Annotated in this window: 13 protein-coding genes; 9 read left to right on the top strand and 4 right to left on the bottom strand. The window is 44.2% G+C overall.

Annotated features, from left to right (window positions below; genetic code table 11):
• Positions 1-12: 12 nt before the first annotated feature.
• A complete protein-coding gene (locus WH43_RS15450) occupies positions 13-381 on the bottom strand; it encodes a DUF3192 domain-containing protein (RefSeq protein WP_053425477.1) in 369 nt (122 codons plus the stop codon).
• A 157-nt stretch (positions 382-538) separates the two neighbouring features.
• Between WH43_RS15450 and WH43_RS15445 the strand changes: the two genes are divergently transcribed.
• On the top strand, positions 539-817 hold the full coding sequence (locus tag WH43_RS15445; RefSeq protein ID WP_053425476.1) for a hypothetical protein: 279 nt from the start codon (positions 539-541) through the stop codon (positions 815-817).
• Positions 817-1,593: a Zn-ribbon-containing protein gene (locus WH43_RS15440; RefSeq protein WP_053425475.1), complete on the top strand. Its 777-nt coding sequence runs from the start codon at positions 817-819 to the stop codon at positions 1,591-1,593. Before WH43_RS15445 ends, WH43_RS15440 begins: the two co-directional genes overlap by 1 nt.
• 8 nt (positions 1,594-1,601) lie before the next feature.
• On the opposite strand, the gene syd is transcribed toward WH43_RS15440, so the two are convergent.
• Positions 1,602-2,129, bottom strand: a complete 528-nt coding sequence (syd, locus tag WH43_RS15435) for a SecY-interacting protein (RefSeq protein WP_053425474.1) — start codon at positions 2,127-2,129, stop codon at positions 1,602-1,604.
• Positions 2,130-2,246: 117 nt separating this feature from the next.
• Between syd and queF the strand changes: the two genes are divergently transcribed.
• Positions 2,247-3,086, top strand: a complete 840-nt coding sequence (queF, locus tag WH43_RS15430) for an NADPH-dependent 7-cyano-7-deazaguanine reductase QueF (protein ID WP_053425473.1) — start codon at positions 2,247-2,249, stop codon at positions 3,084-3,086.
• Between the two features lie 117 nt (positions 3,087-3,203).
• On the opposite strand, the gene WH43_RS15425 is transcribed toward queF, so the two are convergent.
• Positions 3,204-5,297: a TonB-dependent receptor gene (locus WH43_RS15425; RefSeq protein WP_053425472.1), complete on the bottom strand. Its 2,094-nt coding sequence runs from the start codon at positions 5,295-5,297 to the stop codon at positions 3,204-3,206.
• A gap of 544 nt (positions 5,298-5,841) precedes the next feature.
• Positions 5,842-7,572, bottom strand: coding sequence for a M61 family metallopeptidase (locus WH43_RS15420; protein ID WP_152342876.1), 1,731 nt, complete (start codon positions 7,570-7,572; stop codon positions 5,842-5,844).
• A gap of 463 nt (positions 7,573-8,035) precedes the next feature.
• Here WH43_RS15420 and WH43_RS15415 point away from each other — a divergent pair, with 463 nt between their 5' ends.
• The 6 genes from WH43_RS15415 to WH43_RS15390 all read left to right on the top strand — a co-directional run bounded on the left by WH43_RS15415 (position 8,036) and on the right by WH43_RS15390 (position 15,197).
• Entirely contained in the window at positions 8,036-9,589 is a 1,554-nt protein-coding gene (locus WH43_RS15415; protein WP_053425571.1) for a GGDEF domain-containing protein, read from the top strand.
• A 142-nt stretch (positions 9,590-9,731) separates the two neighbouring features.
• On the top strand, positions 9,732-11,087 hold the full coding sequence (gene ppnN, locus WH43_RS15410; RefSeq protein ID WP_053425471.1) for a nucleotide 5'-monophosphate nucleosidase PpnN: 1,356 nt from the start codon (positions 9,732-9,734) through the stop codon (positions 11,085-11,087).
• Between the two features lies 1 nt (position 11,088).
• A complete protein-coding gene (gene xni, locus WH43_RS15405) occupies positions 11,089-11,892 on the top strand; it encodes a flap endonuclease Xni (RefSeq protein WP_053425470.1) in 804 nt (267 codons plus the stop codon).
• Positions 11,893-11,897: 5 nt separating this feature from the next.
• The gene (locus tag WH43_RS15400; RefSeq protein WP_229670287.1) at positions 11,898-12,284 is read left to right on the top strand and encodes a DUF3192 domain-containing protein; all 387 of its coding nucleotides are present in this window, start codon (positions 11,898-11,900) and stop codon (positions 12,282-12,284) included.
• A gap of 1 nt (position 12,285) precedes the next feature.
• Entirely contained in the window at positions 12,286-14,043 is a 1,758-nt protein-coding gene (locus WH43_RS15395; RefSeq protein WP_053425469.1) for a hypothetical protein, read from the top strand.
• A gap of 146 nt (positions 14,044-14,189) precedes the next feature.
• Positions 14,190-15,197: an isocitrate dehydrogenase gene (locus WH43_RS15390; protein WP_053425468.1), complete on the top strand. Its 1,008-nt coding sequence runs from the start codon at positions 14,190-14,192 to the stop codon at positions 15,195-15,197.
• Positions 15,198-15,314: the final 117 nt, after the last annotated feature.

The following is a 15,314-nucleotide window of genomic DNA, read 5'->3' as shown; positions in this document are numbered from 1 at the left end:
GTCCGGGGATTGTTACAGCTGGCGATAGGCTTTTTCGCCCCAGCCAGTTAATACACCGTTTTTAAATACCAACGGAGTACATTCGTCTTTACTGGTTTCGCCGTCACTGTGTTCATGATGGGTGCGGTAAAATAGCACTACGGTTTCATTGCCTGCTTCACGAAACGATTCACTGAAATCCGGTGTCCCCAACTGGCCGCGCACCGAGGCTAATTCTGCGCCCAGATTTAACTGGCTGATCACCTGATTATTTAACTTTTGCGCTTTTTTCCATGACGAGTTATTGCCGCTGTCACTTTCACCTTTATCACCTATAGCGACTACACAACCAGATAACGCCATCATGGCTGTTGCGACTGTTAATACCTTTAAATAATTCATTGCTTTTCCCTTAGAGTTTTAACTTGTTGTTTTTTAAAAGCAAAACAGAGGCCAACTTTTAAACTCCTTAAATAACAACAACTTAATAAATCACACTGGTGATATAGATAAGTTCGGTGGTAAATTTCACTAAATTTTAGTGAATTTAAAGATACTTATGGAACAACTCAGCCAACAAGTCGCAAAAATTGCGGCTCAACTGCAACAAGAAGGTAAAGAACCTAGCCTGGCTTTAGTTAAAGCACGTTTAGGTGCTCCTACGATGAGCCCTGCTTTGTTGCAGGCCTATCAGGCCTGGCGTAATGGTGGTGTTGTTGTGCAAACAGCGGCAGAACTGTCAGCCCAGCCAGATGTGGAACCCAGCTCTGATATCAAAGCAGATTTAGCCCGTATCGAAGCCAAACTTGATTTAATTATCAAAAAGCTGGGGATCTGATGTTAGTTGCAGAGCTGGAATTTAAAATTATTGCCGATACCAGCTTTGATGAAGCCGAAAAGGGTATTCGTTTTTATCTGGAAAAGCTGATTTTTCAGGGCCAGATCTTAGGCCGGGAATTTCCGACTTATCAGGCCAAAGATAGTTTTTTCAGCCGTGTGGTGTTGCCCCAATCTGACGCGTTGGATAAAGCCTCACACAGCAAAGCTGGCCTGACTGCTTTAGAGCAGTTACAGCAAGCAGGCTTAAGTTATCCAAAGCTAAGCATTTTGGGCGATGATTTAATGTCGAATCATACCGATCCCTGCCCTTCTCATGCCGCTTTGATTTTATTTTGTAGTTTTTCCGCTACTAACTCAGTGCTGTACTGCGCTGAACATTTTGCCCCAGTGCCTTTATACAAAGTGGGCAGAACAAGTAGTGAAGATTTTGAGCCTTTAGTGCGCTGGCAATTGCAGTATCAGGCACTGGATGAAATTCAGATGCAGGAAGCAAGAGTGCTGTTTAAAAGTGCCGAGCAAAGTGTGCAGGGCTTTTATAGTGGTCTAAACCAACAAGGTTATAAACAAGCCAAAGCTTTGAGTAAAGAGCTGAATAAGCCGGTTTATTATTATCTGTACAGTGGCAGCAGCGCAGACTGTGCTTTGGAAGCACAGAAGCAATGCCCATCTTGTGGTGCGGACTGGAAACTAGGTCAGAGCTGGCATGGCCTGTTTGATTTTTGTTGTCAGCCTTGCCAACTGGTATCGAATATAGCCTTTGACTGTCAGCCCTGAACCTTGGATCAGAAACTTAGCTGCTGCAAAAAAGTAGCGAGATCGGGTGCCAGCAGATCTTTGACTTCCATGCCTACTTTTTCCAGATACACTTCGCCTGTCGCCACCAACACTGATATTAAATAATCGTCGTGATCGGTAGCAGCAATAAAAACAGTTTCACGCTGTTTTAAGCGTCGCTTCATCAGAATATGCGCAATGATATTTTGCTGCAGCCGTTCAAAATCAGCCTGATGCCAGCTCATCAAGAGTTCAAGTTCTCCCCTTTCGTGCTGAACTTTTAAACCGCCGCCAAAATAGCTGGTGTAAAACTCACTAAGTTGCGCTGGAAATTCCAACTCTAAAGCTTGCTGGGTTTTGGACAAATCCAAAGCAGGTTCAGCTTTTACCGGACGCCAATGCACTTCACCATCCACCACATCACCATACTGACAAGGCGAATCCTGCTCAGGGTCAAGCCAACTGATCAGTTTTGGATGTTTTTCGTAATAAGACTCTACAAATTGTATTAATTGCTGATGGAATTGGCCCGGCATGGTGATTCGCTTCTGTGCTAAAATTGCCGGCATTCTAACTTGGTTGTGGCTGTATTCCCAAGTCATTGCTGTGACAGACACAATCAACATCGCTACTGCTTCGGGTAAGAAGGCTCTATGACAAAAATACAGACAGAGCAATTAGCAGGACTGACCTTAGGCCAGGCTACTGCTTATATTGATCACTACAGTCCTGAATTATTGCAGGCTGTGCCACGCACTTTAGGTCGCACCGCTATAGGTTTAGGCGCTGAATTGCCTTTTGTTGGTCAGGATACCTGGCATGGTTACGAGCTGTCATGGCTGACGCCTAAAGGTAAACCTATGGTGGCTTTGGCGACTTTTGTGGTGCCTTTTAATACACCCAATCTGATTGAGTCCAAGTCGTTTAAGCTGTATTTAAATAGCTTAAATCAGAGCAAATTTGCCGATATCAGTCAGCTGTATCGCACTATGAAAGCTGATTTATCGGCCTGTGCTGGTGGCCCTGTACAAGTGACTTTGCACAATGTGAATGAACTGACCGCCTTTCAACCGACCTGGTTGCCGGGCCGTTGTATTGATGATTTAGATATCGAAGTTGAGCATTACGACTACAAACCAGAGCTGCTGCAATTAAACCCAACTGGCGCTTTGGTAGACGAAAAACTGCATTCGCATTTACTGAAATCCAACTGCTTAATCACATCCCAGCCAGACTGGGCCAGTGTTTACATTCATTACAAAGGTAAGGCCATTGATCACGCATCCTTGCTGAAATACCTGATTAGCTTCAGAAGCCACAATGAATTTCACGAGCAATGTGTAGAGCGAATTTATCTGGATTTGTGGAAGCTGTGTGAACCAGAATTTTTAATGGTCTACGCCCGCTACACCAGAAGAGGCGGTCTGGATATCAACCCACTACGCAGCAGCGAACCATGCGACCAACCGAATTTGCGGTTAACACGGCAGTAAGGCTTACTCAGATGTATAAACTGAGCCAAAAAAATAGCAGGGTTAAGCGGATGGCTTCCGCTTAACCCTGTATATCCTCGTAACACTGCTAAGACTTACAGTCTACGCACCTTAAGATCAGAACTTATAACTCATACTCAGGCGGGCATTTACCGGGCTACCTGGCATAATATTGTTATTGTTATGTGCTGAAGCTGAGTAACGCTTATCTGTCAGGTTTTCCACATTTAATTGCAGCCGCAATTTATCTGCAGGGTTGACAAAAATAGCAGCGTCAATGCGACCAAAACCCGGCAAGGTCACCAGATTGTCGGTTGCAATATAACTATCAGATTGCGCAACGAAACCAAGACCCACTCCCCACATTTCATTAAACTGATATTTATTCCATATGGATACTTTATTACGTGGTACTTGCGCCAAGACCTTACCGCGACTCGCAGCCGGAGCTTCAATTTCGCTATCCTGATGAGAATAGCCGAATATGTAATCCCAACCTGTAATAAACTGACCGTTGAGCTCAAATTCAGCACCTTTGACATTCTGTCCATCAACCAATATCAGGGCTGTAGGGTCAGCAGGATCTGTGACCGCAACGTTGGTCCGCTCAAGCTTGTACACAGCAGTGGTTAAAGCTAAATTATCATTGAGATCCCACTTCAAACCTAACTCACGATTAACAAAGGCCTCAGGCTCCAAAGCTGCGGTAGTTGCAGATAGACCAGCCAGTTGTTCTCCTGCGCGTGGTACGTAGGACTTACTGTAGTTCACGTAAACTGAGACGTCAGTAACAGGTTTATAAATTAGTCCAGCGCGTGGAGATAACAGATCATCATCGCTGGATAACTCGACGTTTGTTCTGTTGTTATAAAGATCAACTGAGAACTGATCATAACGGACGCCCATCACAGCAACCCAATGTTCAGACAATTCCATCTGATCTTGTACATAAACTGCTTTTGCCACAGCGTCGCTATGGTTGTCTGCATCATTACCTGCAGCACGATAAGTGATGACACCGTTATAAACCGGATTATTAAGTGGAACCAGGGTGTTGCTGGTACCCACACCAATATCGCTAAAATAGCCAGTCAGACGTCTATTGTCAGTATCCTGCTCGCTGTATTCAACACCAGTCAACAGTTTGTGGTTGATACTTCCCGTTTTAATTTCGAATGTTAAATCCGTTTGATTAATCAGGTTTTTACGTGCTGTAGCACTGTTGTAAGACGAGATAGAAACCAGGTCTGTCTCAGGGTTGTAGGCTCCTGCGAATACGTTATCGTAGTATTTATCATAGTCGGCATAACGCGTCTGGTTGATCAGCGTGGCACCGTTATCAAATTCATGGCTTAATGTAGCTGAAAATGCGTCCACTGTTACGGTAGAAATACTGTTATCCGGACTACCTATATACAAACTGCGTCTGGTCTGAAGTGGTTTGTTGGTACGCGGATCAGATGGCACGCCTCGATCGGTCAGTCGCTCATCATCAAAATATTCATAACTCAATGCTAAGCTTGTTTGCTCAGTTAGTTTGTAAGTTAATGTCGGATTAAGGCCACTACGTTTCGCATAAAAATAATCGCGAAAACTATCCGAGTCTTCATAGACGCCTGTCAAACGGACAGCCAGGTCTTCATTTACTGCATGATTATAATCCGCAGCCAAACGGCCTTGTTGCTGCGCAGAATAAGACAAATCAAGTCCACCTGTAGCTAACCAGTTCGCTTGCTTACTGACCCTGTTGATTAACCCCCCTGCACCACCACGTCCGAAAATCATGCCTGAAGGCCCCTTCAGGACTTCGATTCGTTCTGCGTTGTACAAATCACGCAGATACTGAACATCGTCACGAACACCGTTAACAAAAAAATCTGCAGTAGAGATATTTCCACGGAAAATAGGTGCATCACGATGCCCCTCTCCCTGCGACATTTGTACACCAGGTACATAACGAACGACGTCTGCCATGCTTTGCATACTTTGGTCAGCGATCTGTTGTTCTGTAAGAACAGTGATAGCCTGGGGGATATCTCGCAGTAACGTGTTGGTTTTAGTCGCGGTTGTCGTAGTCTGAACTTTATAATTCAGCTTTTCACCTTTCACTTCTATGTGTTCAATTCGGACATCTTCTGCCAGAACAGTCGAGGCAGTTGTCATTAATGCCACAGACACCGCAATTTTTGTTAAACGAACATTTATTCTCATCGACAAAACTCCAAAAAATACTTTCGAGATATTAACACCAATAGTTCGCATTTAAAACGCTAGCTAGTACGGTTATATCTGACAAAAGATCAGAGAAATGTGATGAGCCATCGATTTACTCAGCATCACCAGTTAAAACACTCTATCGTTTTCACTCAACAGCGCCAGGAGTCGCGGTATATCCGCTCTGTCCATCAGTCTGTTACTTGCAATGTTCAATCTAAGGCGCTTCGTGCAAGAATCATGGTATCCATGACTTTTGGGCAATAGAGATTTTTGTGACTTTGATTCACTATTTGATTTTTAATTATTCACCGAGCAAAAATCTGCAGCCAAGGGGTGAACTACAGCAGGGAAGGATCTGCGTAAATCCCTTGTTTTCCTCATTGCTTGATAAGTACAAGGGACTACTGAAATTAAAAAACCTGACGATAAAAAAAGTCTGTGACAGCATCTGGGATTAGACCGGGTCCTTTTGCCAAGACAACTGTTTATCAGGGCAAAACCGTGAAGGTCCGCTGTTAGAACTGATTTACAACAACAGCTACAGTTCTACACCCAACCATGCCTGATGCATCGCCTTTTGTTGCCGACTTGATTTAGACAATGGCACCACCTTACCTGCGCCTTTGGGTTGATCGGCCAGCACCAATACTTGATGCTGTAAACGGCCCTGCCGGAAGTAGCTGATTTGTACTTTGTCGCCTGCTTTGAAATCTTTTAAGCGCTCAGCCAAATCGGCTTTGAGTTGTAAGCCGTTGACTGACACTATCAAATCTTCGGTAGTAAAACCTGCTTTCCAGGCTGGGCTGTCGCGTTCGACCTTTTTCACCAGCGCAAAACCTGCTTTGTTTTCAGCTGTTACACCAGAGAAAATTTCACGTTCTTTATTTTGTTGCCACTGCAAACCAAAACTGGCCAACAGCTTATCGATCTCAAAGTTCAGTGGTTTTTCTACTTGCTGTTGCCACCATGGGTTCTGATCTTCACCGGTCAGCTCAGATGCTATAGCTATCACGTCTTTGGCAGTAAAAGCTGTAGTTTTACCAAAACGCTGATACAGCTGATTATGCAGTTCACGGTAGCTGGCTTTGCGGCCTGACTGTTTTAATATCAGCTCGTCCATCAGCCAACTGGCGATATAGCCCTCTGAGTAAATATTCACACCAAAATTAGTCCCATGATCGCCGCCTAAACTGATCCAGCTATCAAAACTGCTCTCTGACACAGACTGCACCAAACGGCCCGGTGTATGCACAAACTTATCCAACCGTTTTGCAAGATCAGCGTAAAACTCCTCTTTAGTCATCAGGCCTGCACGCAACAACAGCTGATTCTGAAAATAACTGGTGGAACCTTCTGAAATCCATAACAATTTACTGTAGTTAGGGTTCAGGTAGTCATAAGGCACTAATTCTGCAGGACGGTAGGCTTTTACGTTCCAGGTATGCACCAGCTCGTGTGAGGCTGTGCTTAAAAACGCCAGATAATCTTCTCTTTTACCGAAGGTGAATCTGTCTCTTTGGATCACTGTTGAATTTAAGTGCTCAGTCGCACCGCGGGCGCCATCAGTGGCGTGCACAATAAAGACGTAACGCTGATAAGGATAGCCCTGCCAGATAGCATCTGTTTGTTGTACTAGTTTTGCTAAGTCTTTTTGCATCTGAGCGGCGTTATAATTGCCTTCGCCCCAAATCACCAAGTCATAATCACGGCCATCAGCGCTAAAAGTTAAATGCTGATTGATACCAGTCTCGATCGGTGAGTCCGCCAGCACATCGTAGTTTGGGGCAACAAATTGATGTTCGTTATCACCTTTTGCCATACCGGAGAATGAACGCCAGCCTTGTGGCACGTTCAACTGCACAGACACTGCTTCAGATTTTTGCTCGTTGCTAAACATTAAAAAGGCGCTGGAGTTGATATAAGCATGAGTTTCATCAATATGACGGGTGCGTTCTCCCAGCTCGTTGGCATAGACACTGTATTGCACTGTCACTTTGCCCGATGCTGCAGGCTCTAAAGTCCAGCTGCTTTTTTCAGTTTTTTGCCACTGCACAGCTTTCCCCTGAGCATCCACAGCACTAAAAGCTGTCACGCCTTTGGCTAAATCCAGAATTTGATATTTACCGCTGCGCCAGGCAGGCAACATTAAAGTCAAAGCTTTTGCCTCTGTAACCTCAAACTCAGCACGAACTTGCGCCACGTGATGCGCAGGTTCAGTGATACTAATCTGGTAGTTCACTTGTGCCCAACTGGATGCAGAATTGATCATTATGATCAATGCAAAAAAAACTTTCAGAAATCTCACGCTACAACCTCCAAAGACAAAAAACAAAAACAACCATAAATTCAATAAAATAGCGAATAAAACTCTACTAACTGCTAAATTTAAGCGACCGTATTTATGTAACCCACTTCGTACTATTACATTTTGACTTTTACTTTTAAATCAAATTCTGTTCTAATGCATAGCGTCCTGACAGGGACACTCTTATTAACTTCAGACCTAAAGTGAACAAAGATGAACTATCTGACCTCTGCTGAAGAACAAAGCTGGTTACCTTACTACTTAACCAAAAAGTAACCACAAAAAAATACCCTACATAATTGCTGATCTAAAGCGGACTTTTTAGTCCGCTTTTTTCATTTCCTACCAGATTATGCTGTCGCTTTTATCATTATTGCAGATATACTTAGCTCAAACCGAACGGTTTTTTTCCTGGGGACTAATTCTGGTGGCTGAACAGCAAAATGATGTAAAACAGCAGCTGGCAAACGCTGTAAAAGCGCGTAAACAGCTGGAAGATACCTACGAAAGTCAGTTTAAAATCCTGTCTCAATTTGTTTCCCGACTGTCTTTAGCCTGCAAAGGTATAGATATTGATCTGGATAACAAGCTGGCCCGCCTGCGTCAGGAATTTGCCAAAGGTACCGATCTGGAAAAAATCCTGCCTTTAGTAGAAAGCGCTGTCGAAGCACTAAAAGCTCTTGAATCGCGCCAGCTCTCTGATCTGAAAAAAGCTCAAAACACCTTAACTGATGCGGGGAAATTACTCCAAAAGCAACGTGGTTTACCGGACCAATTAAGACGTGATTTGCGGGACTTATTAACCAAAGTAGAAGAGCCATCAGCTACGGTACAAGCGTTTTTACCTCATCTGACTCATCTAACAGAGCTCTACCAGGCAGCTTTAGCGACTAAACAGCAAAATGAGCAAAGTGATACAGCGGATGACGACAAGTATCAGGCCATTTGTAAACAAATATCTATTGAACTGACTAACCTGCTCAGTGAGTTGGCCTTTGAAGGAAAATATGGTCAGGACATAGAAAAAATCCGTTTAACTTTGTTATCTGATGTCAGCATTGAAGCCCTGTTGCAATCTTGTTTGCGCACTATAGAAATTATTATTGCCTCGGTAACAGACGAGCGTCAGTCGGCGCAACATTTCCTGCTTAAACTCAACGAAGCACTGACTGGGGTACAGCAAGCTGTTGTTTCTTCTTTAAATACCTCAAACAACATCAAAGAAAAAATGCTGCTGTTGAATCAACAGATAGAGCAGCAAATTTCTAACCTGACAGCAGATACCAAATCAGCCACCTCACTGGAACAGTTGCAGTCTCTGGTTGGTACCAAACTTAGTGCAATCACCTGCTCGTTACGGGAAAAAGAACAGCTAGAAAAAGACGAGCGTGAACTGATGCTGACCACCTTACGCCATATGGAATCCCGTCTGGCAGAATTGGAGCAGGAAGCAGCTCAATTTAAAAAACGTTTGGCCGAGCAGAAATTCAGAAGCTTACAGGATGCCTTAACAGAACTGCCGAACAGAGCTGCTTTTGATGAGCGCTTTGAGCTGGAAATACGTCGTTCTCAACGTTATGGCAAGCCTCTTTCTATCGCCCTAGCAGATGTTGATCACTTTAAGCAGATTAACGACAACTATGGCCACAGCGCAGGTGATAAAACTTTAAAAGTGATAGCACAAGCGTTAAAACAAAGCTTGCGTGAAACTGACTTTATTGCCCGTTATGGCGGCGAAGAGTTTATTATTTTGTTCCCGGAAACACATTTATCTGAACTTAAATTGCCCTTGAACAATCTGAAAGACAGGATCAAAAAAATCCCCTTCAAATTCAAAGACAAAAATGTTCCTATTTCAATTTCTTTTGGTGCGACAGAACTCAAAAGTACTGACAATAACAGAGCAGCTTTTGACCGTGCAGACGAAGCTTTATACGAAGCTAAACGTGCAGGCAGGGATTTAGTCGTACTGAAAAGCTAACTAACCTGAAATTGGGATAAGCAGCTTGAATAAATTAGTTTATCTATCTGATTTATCGGGTTAAATATAGAGTGTTTGTCACTCATCAGCCCTGGTTCAGGTTAAGCTTCGGCCATAAGGCCAGGTCATAAGGAAGTAATCTATGCATGTACAACTGAATCCTCTAGGCGCTATGGCGCTTTTATCCCAACTTGAAGTTGACCGCCTGAAAAATAATACCAGCTCAGATGCCTTTACCTTGTTTCGCAATTGTTGCCTTGCAGTATTAAACGTTGGCAGCCACACCGATAGCTCCAGCGAAATTTACGAGCAGTTTAAAGACTTCGATGTAAACTTATTAGCTCGCGAACGTGGCATTAAGATTGAGCTGTTTAATCCACCAGAGAGCGCTTTTGTTGACGGTCAGATCATCCGTGGTATTCATGAACATTTATTTGCTGTACTTAGAGACATTCTGTTTTTCCACACTCAGCTGACCCACGCTAATCGTCTGGATTTACAAAACAGCGATCACATCACTCATACGGTGTACGACATTTTACGTAACGCCCGCGTGATAGATTCGGCCGTAGAACCTAATATGATCGTTTGTTGGGGTGGTCATTCGATTAACGAAGCCGAATACAAATACACCAAAGAAGTGGGCTACCAATTAGGTTTACGTGGTCTGGATATTTGTACTGGTTGTGGCCCTGGTGCTATGAAAGGCCCAATGAAAGGCGCCACTATTGGTCATGCTAAACAACGTAATACCAAAGGCCGTTATTTAGGCTTAACAGAACCAAGTATTATCGCCGCAGAGCCACCAAACCCTATAGTGAACGAGCTGGTGATTCTGCCTGATATCGAAAAACGACTGGAAGCTTTTATCCGTGTTGCTCATGGCATTATTATTTTCCCAGGTGGCGCAGGTACGGCAGAAGAGCTGCTGTATTTACTTGGCATTATGCTGCACGAAAAAAACAAAGATCAGAAACTACCAGTGATCCTGACCGGGCCACAACAAAGCGCGGCTTATTTTGCTGAACTGGCCAGTTTTATTGAACAAACATTAGGAAAAGAAGCGCTGGATTTGATTGAAATCATTATCGATGATCCAGCCGAAGTAGCACGACGTCTGAAACAAGGTTGTGCAGAAGTACGTCAATACCGTAAGAGCTGTGGTGATGCTTATCACTTTAACTGGACCTTACACATAGACCCGGATTTCCAGCATCCATTTGCTCCTACTCACCAGAATATGGCTTCTTTGGATCTGCATCTGGAGCAAGATAAAGCCAAACTGGCCGCTCACCTGCGTCGGGCTTTTTCCGGCATAGTGGCTGGTAATGTCAAAGATGAAGGCATTAGAGCGATTAAACAACATGGTCCATTTAAGCTATCGGGTGAACCTGTATTAATGAATCTGATGGATACATTGCTGCAGGCTTTTGTTGCCCAGGGCCGGATGAAGTTACCAGGTTCGAAGTATGAGCCCTGTTATCAAATTCTGAACTGATATGGCACATTTGTTATTACTCGACGGACTAAATTTAGTCCGTCGTTTATACGCTGCACAGGAAAGGCCTTTCCATAACTCCCCTGCCCCCTACAGCGACGCTACAGGCCAGCAACTGCTGCATAATACAGCAGAGCAGCTGCAACAAATTGCTGTGAAACTGACCCGACAATTTAAGCCCAGTCATGCTGTGGCAGTATTTGAAGTCACTCATCTGAACTGGCGCACTAAACTCTACCCTGCTTATAAAGCAGATCGTTTACCTATGCCAGAGCATCTGCAAATCGCTTTGCCTGTGCTAAAGCAAAAACTAGCTGACATAGGTATCCAAAGCTTTCAAATGCCGGATCAGGAAGCTGATGATGTGATAGCAAGCCTGGCGATGACGATGCGCCAACATCAGCAGCAAGTCACCATAGTCTCGACAGATAAAGGCTATCTGCCCTTGCTTGCTGAAGGCGTGGCAGTGTATGACCATTTTAATCGCCAGCAACACAGCCAGAATACGGTGCAGCAGAAGTTTGGCGTATTACCAGAGCAGTTAGTCCGATATTGGAGCCTGGTCGGGGATAAAACGAATAACATTAGTGGCCTGACAGGTATAGGACCAAAAACTGCGACTGAACTGTTAAAACTTGGGCCAGATATTAAAACTGCGCTGGCGCATCCGGATTGTCCGGCCAAACTAAAAGATAAGATTATGGCGTCTCGTGCTGAACTGCAGTTATTTATGCAGATCTTAAGCCTGAAAACTGATTTGCAGTTGGGGCTGAATTTACAGCAAGTACGTTTTACAGCATGCTGAGGCAGATGATGAAAGTAAAAACCATAGCCTTCCTACTGGCAGGACTACTGCTGTATGTAGGTTTAACCTGTATTACCTTGCTGTTTTACAAAGATGATCCTGATCAGATGAACTGGCAGGACAGAGAAGCTTTTAACACCAAATATATTTATAAACTGGATTTAACTAAAGCCATCAGCAGAGATCAGGTGATTGATTATTTGGGTGGACCGGATATTACTGAAGCTAAAAACCAACAGCAGCAGATTTATCAGGTTCTGTATTATCGCACTCACAGAACTAAAACTGACGGCATTACCACACGTGACGAATGCACAGCTATTTTATTTAAGAATCAGCAACTGATAGCTATAGGTGAAACTGCAGTAGAGCAATACAACCAATTGGATTGAGATGGCAACTTTGGGATCTTTGACCGAGCTTTATCAGGACTGTGATGTCTTTTACACGGAGAAACAGCAGTTATCCGTGACACAGCAACAGGAATTGCTGCAAAGGATCTGCCAGCAAACAGTGCAACTGGCGGTGAATACTCCTTTTCTGCTGATATCCCAGCTCTCTCTTACCCCTGCCTCAGGGTTGGTTTCAAGCAAACTATTTATTAAACAGGCTGCTTTATTAACAGTGATCGCTCTGGCGGGTCGTTGGCCTGAAGACTTACTGTTTCAGTTACTAAAATCTTGTTTATTACAGCCTTTAGCGGTCAGCACCTTAATAGAAAAATCAGCAAAAGCAGAAGAACTTAGTGCTTTGGAGCAACAGCAGTTGAAGTTTCCTGCGGTACTCACTATTAAACAGCATAAAGAACTGGTGGAAAAAGCCGGAGTACTGAACCTGCTGCACCAATGTTATGGCAAAAACAGAGGTTTGGCCATCTGGCAAAGCCCCTACTTCAGCCAGCTGATCAGTTTTTGTTGGCAAGTAACCCGGCTGATGTTACCGGGTGCCGGCAGCTTGATAGCACTTGAGAAAATATCGGTTCAACTGGTGCCGCAAGCCACAGTCATTGAGCTGCAGTTCTGGCAGGCTCTGTCTTGTTTACATAGCTGCAGTTACAGCACCGGACGTTTTATTCGCGACTCTGAGGCCAACCTGGCGTTGCTGCTTTGCGAAATGCATAGCTCTGAGCAAATCCAACTGTTAGTCCAGCCTTATGACAAAAGCACTAAACAACTGTTACCACAGCGAATACTGCCAGCTACGGACTGGCACTTGTTAAACCCAAGGCAATACAGTCAGGACAACTGGTTAAGTGGCTGGCAACAAGAGAATAAGTATTTGCCACTCTGGCCTGAGCCAACCAATCTACCTGCGTTAAGCTGGCTACAGCAACTGAGCCAGGCAGCGAAAGTCAGTCAGCAAGCAGAGTTAATTGAACAGCATCCATGGCTGATGCAGCAACTGCAGCAAAAAGCCTCAGCACAAAGCAGGCAACAACAAAAAATCCACTCAACCCAACATGCTATTGCTATGCTGGGGCAGGAACAATTGCTGCCGTTATTAAAACAGGCCTGGCTTGAACAGCATTGCCAGCAACAACATCAGCCTTTGCATGACTGGCTGCTGGAGTTCAGGCGCGTGTTAGCTAAAGCTTTGTATCTGCTGACACAACCGATAAAGTTTTATGCATTAACAGTACAACAGGCAGAGCTTCTGGCCTGGTGTTTATGCTGGCCTTTATGGCAACAATCGGATTTGCGTTTTATGGCTTTATCTCATCCAACTCAGGCTGGAAGCCTGATCAGCCACTGGTTAAAACAGCAGTTATGGCAAAGTGAGCATTATCAACAATTGGCAGTTAAAACTCTGAAACATTTGCAGTTTAATCAAAGCTGGCAGGATGCCTGCCTGCATTACAGAGCTTTACCTACTTCAGGCCATTCCCATGCCATGGCTTTTGTTTTAGCTTTTGCCTTTGATCTGACCGCTTCGGTGTTTTCGGACAGCGATGATAACGACAGGCTGAAGCATAGTTATAAATTTGTAGAAACCCAGCTTGCAGCACATCTTTGCAGCGCAGCAGAATGGCAAATGCTGCTGGTGGAACAAAGCCAGCCAGTCACCCAACTTATCGCCAGTTGTAGTTTTATTTCTCCATTTTTTAAAGTTACGCCGCAAGAAGCTACAGATTTGTCGCAGATGTCGGCATAAACTGGAAAATAAGCACCAAAACTGGTATATTTTCGCCGAATTTCAGCAAGCTCTGACACAACAGCAGCAATAAGAAAAATAAACCAGCTCCAGCTTTGTGTTTATTACAATCAGTCCCGATAAGAATCAGTTACTTAAGGAACGTTATGAGTTCACAAACTATTACGGTCATCAAAGGTGATGGCATAGGTCCAAGCATAGTAGAAGCCGCGATCCAGGTTCTGGATAAAGTAGGCTGTAACTTTAACTATGAATATGTTGAAGCAGGTTTAACTGCTTTAGAAACTACAGGTGAATTGCTGCCGCAGAACACGCTGGACGCTATTGCCCGCAACAAAATCACTTTAAAAGGCCCGTTAACTACACCAGTAGGCGAAGGCTTCACTTCAATTAACGTGACTTTACGTAAGAAATTCAATCTGTACTCGAACGTACGTCCGGTGATTTCGTTTAAAGGCACCAAAGCACGCTACGAAAATATCGACATCATCACAGTGCGTGAAAATACTGAAGGTATGTACTCAGGCGCTGGCCAAATCGTTAAAAACGAGGGCGAGCTGGCTGAGGCGATGAGCGTCGTCACCCGCGAAGGTTCTGAACGTATTGTTGAGTTCGCCTTTGAACTGGCTCGTCGCGAAAAACGCAAAAAAGTAACTATTGTTCACAAAGCTAATATCCTGAAATCTACCTCTGGCCTGTTCTTAAAAACTGCCCGTGAAGTAGCATTACGTTACCCGGATATTCAGGCAAGCGAGATGATCGTTGATAACGCTTGTATGCAACTGGTGATGAACCCACAACAGTTTGATGTCATTGTTACTACCAACCTGTTTGGCGATATTTTATCTGACTTATGTGCTGGTTTAGTTGGCGGTTTAGGTATGGCACCAGGGGCCAATATCGGTAAAGACTGCGCTATTTTTGAAGCAGTACACGGCAGCGCGCCGGACATAGCTGGCAAAAACCTGGCCAACCCAAGCTCAGTGATTTTAGCTTCTATCCAGATGCTGGAATATTTGGGCATGAAAGATAAAGCAGAAAAAATTCTGGCCGCATTAACTGATGTGATTGCATCAGGTGACCGCACCACCCGAGATTTAGGTGGCAGCCACGGCACCACGGACTTCACAGCAGCCATGCTGGAACGCTTATAAGCACGTTGAAAACCGCCTCAGGGCGGTTTTTTTATAGCTGCGACTGGCTCAATTTAGAAAATAGCGCAGAGTATTCAGCTTAGATTTTGTGATTAAAACTTTTAAACTTAGGGGAGT

The organism is Rheinheimera sp. KL1 (assembly GCF_001275035.1).
Classification (GTDB): domain Bacteria; phylum Pseudomonadota; class Gammaproteobacteria; order Enterobacterales; family Alteromonadaceae; genus Pararheinheimera; species Pararheinheimera tangshanensis.
The sequence above is the reverse complement of the archived record's forward strand: the minus strand, read 5'-3'. Positions and strand labels throughout refer to the sequence as shown.